Source organism: Novosphingobium sp. HR1a (assembly GCF_015594425.1).
Classification (GTDB): Bacteria; Pseudomonadota; Alphaproteobacteria; order Sphingomonadales; family Sphingomonadaceae; genus Novosphingobium; species Novosphingobium resinovorum_A.
The window spans coordinates 1-3,827 of sequence record NZ_JABXWS010000081.1 but is presented as its reverse complement, the minus strand read 5'-3'; the positions used below and the strand labels follow the sequence as shown (position 1 = coordinate 3,827).

The 3,827-nt window shown below is 59.8% G+C and carries 4 protein-coding genes and 1 pseudogene; 1 reads left to right on the top strand and 4 read right to left on the bottom strand.

Annotation, left to right across the window (positions count from 1 at the left end):
- Positions 1 to 600 precede the first annotated feature (600 nt).
- Both HWN72_RS21785 and HWN72_RS21780 read right to left on the bottom strand, forming a co-directional pair.
- Positions 601 to 795: a hypothetical protein gene (locus tag HWN72_RS21785; RefSeq protein WP_008831856.1), complete on the bottom strand. Its 195-nt coding sequence runs from the start codon at positions 793 to 795 to the stop codon at positions 601 to 603.
- A gap of 513 nt (positions 796 to 1,308) precedes the next feature.
- Complete coding sequence (locus HWN72_RS21780; RefSeq protein ID WP_036526658.1) at positions 1,309 to 1,596, bottom strand: hypothetical protein; 288 nt, start codon at positions 1,594 to 1,596, stop codon at positions 1,309 to 1,311.
- Between the two features lie 372 nt (positions 1,597 to 1,968).
- Here HWN72_RS21780 and HWN72_RS21775 point away from each other — a divergent pair, with 372 nt between their 5' ends.
- Positions 1,969 to 2,154 (top strand): hypothetical protein, encoded by a 186-nt coding sequence (locus HWN72_RS21775; RefSeq protein ID WP_156799952.1) that lies wholly within the window; start codon positions 1,969 to 1,971, stop codon positions 2,152 to 2,154.
- 93 nt (positions 2,155 to 2,247) lie between these two features.
- Here HWN72_RS21775 and HWN72_RS21770 read toward each other — a convergent pair.
- Together HWN72_RS21770 and HWN72_RS21765 are read right to left on the bottom strand one after the other, a co-directional pair.
- Positions 2,248 to 2,516 (bottom strand): annotated as a pseudogene (locus tag HWN72_RS21770) (TCP-1/cpn60 chaperonin family protein); the annotation flags it as partial.
- 200 nt (positions 2,517 to 2,716) lie between these two features.
- Positions 2,717 to 3,190 carry an Hsp20 family protein gene (locus tag HWN72_RS21765; protein ID WP_211151330.1) on the bottom strand — a complete coding sequence of 158 codons (474 nt, stop codon included), beginning with the start codon at positions 3,188 to 3,190 and terminating at the stop codon, positions 2,717 to 2,719.
- Between the last annotated feature and the right edge of the window lie 637 nt (positions 3,191 to 3,827).

The window sequence follows — 3,827 nt, the reverse complement described above, 5'->3', positions numbered from 1 at the left end:
CCCTGCAAGCCGCCGCACCCGGGCGGCTCGGTAGCGATGAATGCGCGGGGATCAACGCACATGTGAACGCAGCGCCGCTATATGCGGCCGGTCCATCAATATCATTCGTTTGCAGCTCGGCGGAATGGGGTGGCCGCCGGGGCGAGCGCGGCGGGTTTCCTCCCGCCGCCGCGCCCGTGACCCATGGTCAGGCTGGGCTTTAGAACTTTTCGGAGCCAGAAGGTGCTGAGCAATTCTCCGCAGTTGAGCTAGTTCCCTTCGCCCAAACGAAGATGGATGGAGAATCGACCGAAGGGCGGTAGATCTCGCTTTCAATCAACGGTGGGCCCGCTTTGCTCGGCCAAGGCACATAGCCTTGCCTGCACTTAATCATCCGCACCTCGTTGCTGCCATCCCAGATCACGCTCATTCCATGGCAGGGACCGTCATGGAGCTGGACGGATTTGCGGAACACGATCATCTCCTCTGACTATGATTTAAAGACCGATTTTCAAACTCTTCGGCTTACCTTTGTTCCCGAGCTGCGGCTACGGCAGTCCGGCGAGGCCCGCTTCAACCATCGCTTTCCAGACCTCGGACGCCTTCTCGGAAAACTGGCCTTCATACCTGTCGGAAAAGCCGCCGATGGCTCCTCCCGCCTCCCATTACCTCGGTGGGGTAGAGGATCGCGGCCAGAGCCACGCGCGCCTTGGGAAGGAAGTCCTCCCACATCGGCCGCCCCTGATACATTGTATTCTCCGGGAAGCCGTTCTGGCTGCAGAGCGCGCGGACGATCCGCTCGAGGACAGTTTTCATGCGGTACCTATCTGCGAGAGGTACGCCACCATTTCTTCGATGCGAGCCGCTAATTCGAGCACCGCAGTGGCGGCAGTTCCCGACATAGTGCGAGCCATCCCATTCCGGCTTTATGTGACAATGGCTGTTGAATAGGCACCAAATCCTGCGGATCATTGCGCTGCCCCTCTCGGCGGCCTTCACTCTGATGACCGTGACGAGCGCGATAGCACAACAACGGATGTTACTTTGTCTAGGGCTATGTGCTGCGGCGTGACTTACAGTGTCGGCGCGCTACGATGCCAGCATCACGGCTTGCGGCGTCGCATTAGGTGAGCTGTTGGCAACATTTTCCGGAACCTCGTTGCTTAGGGGATCGCCGGAATGAATTGCCCGGCGCTATGATCATGAGGGAATGAGATATTCTCATTTCCGGACCACCGGCAATCCTGTATCGTCCGCTCGCGACCTGAGGGTTTGCTGTAACCCGAACCTTGGCCCGGCCTCTCCAGAGCGCCGGGCCTTTTCGCAGCATCAGTCGGCGGGTGCCTTCTCGGTTGCTCCCTGATCTGGACCAGGACGTTCCAACACCCTTGTGCTGAGCCCCATGATCGCCATGGCCAGAAGAAACATGATGATCAATCCGCCGACGATGTAACGCAGGTTGTTCGGCTTTCCGCCTTCGTGGCCGCCAGCTGGCGTGATGGTGTCCTGGTCGCGGTTGGGCAATGTCATCTCCGGGAATACGCACTGTAAAAAGGCGAAGTGGCCCGGCCGCATACCGGTGGGAGAGAGCATGCCGGGCCACAGGTGCAGGAACACCTGATGCGCTCAAGCCGCAGAAACTGAATTCGTTCCAATCTCAAGTTCGCCCGCCAAATGTCCGCGCTGGCGCATTTGCATTTCCATCAAGATCGCTGATCTGAAATGCCCGTTGAGGTCTGCTTCACCCCAGGATCTACCTGAGATGGAGATTGACAGGAGACACGGGCACCGCCTCCTCCTGCATCTCCCATGATGAAGGCTTCTAGCATCGGTGCAAGGCGCGCACCTCCCATCACAGTTCAGACAGTGCTCATCGCCGTGCACACGCCCATCGCTTCAGCATTGCCGGCTGCCCGGGATCGATTGGCGCACTTCGACGTTCGCGGTGAGGCTGGAGCAGCGAGGTATAACATGGAAGCGAATCCAGAAATGACCGAATGGCTGCGGAGCAGAGATCTGCTCGAGGCCAACGGCGACACCTCCAGTCTGCTCGATCTTGCCCAGCACGGAGACAAGGCCGATCGTGACTTCGCGCTGTCCCGCATCGCTGCCCTTGCTCAGGGTCGAGGAGCGACCACCGCGCGGCTGAAGAGCATGCCGCAGCTTTGGGATTAGCAAATGGCCTGGTGACAGACGTTTAACTGGTGCGTGCGAGCGCATGGTCATGCCGGCGGCGACAGCCTTTGAGCCCTCGCGCACGATCGCCTAGGCCAGCACGGTGGCGGTGGTAGTGCCGTCGCCCGCCTTGTCGTTCTGCTTGTTCGTCACCTCGCGCAACATCTGCGCGCCCATATTCTCGATCTTGTCGGCAAGCTCGATTTCCTTGGCGACGGTGACGCCGTCCTTGGTGATCCGGGGAGCGCCGAAGCTCTTGTCGATGACGACGTTTCGGCCCTTGGGACCAACGTCACCTTCACGGCATTTGCCAGCGTATCGACACCGAAGCCTCGGAAGACGTCGTCGAACGGCCGGTTCATCTCGCGGTGGAGCGAGAGCTATGGGTGAGTATCATTGTCGCGGCCGCGCTCGGCGCTGACCTGGACGGGGAGCCGGTTTTCCTGCCGGCTCCAGGGAATGAGATCACGAAAAGCCATGATGCTCATCTCCTTTTCTGGCTGGAAGAGGCACGGCCTGCCGGCCCGCTTGAAACGGCGCCGGCAGACCTTTTGAACCCGGATCAGGCCGCTTCGCGGACCTCATCCCTGGGCGCCTCGATCTGATCCGGGGCAGCTTTGCTACCGTTGATCTCGATCCGGCGCGGCTTCATTGCCTCGGGGACAACGCGCTTGAGCGAGATGCTCAGCAGTCCGTTCTCAAAACGGGCATTGCCAGCTTCCACGAAGTCGGCAAGCTGGAAGCGCCGCTCGAATGCGCGTGTGGCAATGCCGCGATGCAGATACTCGCCCTGATCGTTGTCTTCGGCACGCTTACCGGTGACGGTGAGCAGGTTCTGCTGAGCCACCACCTCGATGTCCTCGGGGCGGAAGCCAGCAACCGCCAGCGTAATGCGATAGCTGTCGTCACCTTCTTTCAGAATGTCGAAGGGCGGATAGCCATCTTCATCGCGTGCGCCTGCCTCGAGCAGGTTGAACAAGCGGTCGAAGCCGACCGTCGAACGCCGATAAGGCGTAAAGTCGAATGCAGTTCTCATTTCCAAATCCTCCAAAGAAGCGATCTGGACATGAGTTGCGCCAGTACAGGAGAGCTGGCGCCCTCGATGTCCACCGGACCCGAACAGCGGCGCCCGGCGAGTGGGACTTAGGAAGGGAATTTTTCCAGTTCAAGACCTTCCTACGCGCAAATGACGAGTTTTCTGCTCCCTTCGCTCCCGCCTGATATTTGCCGCGGTTGGCAAGGTGATGGTTGGCAATCGGCGTCCGTTCGCCTGAGTTTCGCCGTCACCGTTTCTAGCGGGATCAATGTGAGGAGATCCGACGACGCTTCAGCGCGACACTCCATCCTCCGTAAGAGATTAAAGCGTCGCCACCACCCGTTGAACCCACACCCAGCCCCAGTCATAAGCGGACTTACCGCTGATGGGCTTGCCATTTTCCAGATTGAGCGTCTTGAATGGGCGCGTACCTACTCGACCGCTGTCTGGCCCTTCGATGACCGGGTACGGCGTGAGCTGACATTTCTTGGGCCTCGCCGGAATGGCGTAAGTTGGTCGAGTCCGGAACAAGAAATTTTGGCGTGATGTCATATAGGACGTGTCCGGTCAGGCCGCGCTTCTGAGGCGAGCGGACGAGCCTCTGTGGAGTGCGCGGCGTCAGGTCCGAGCAGCTTCC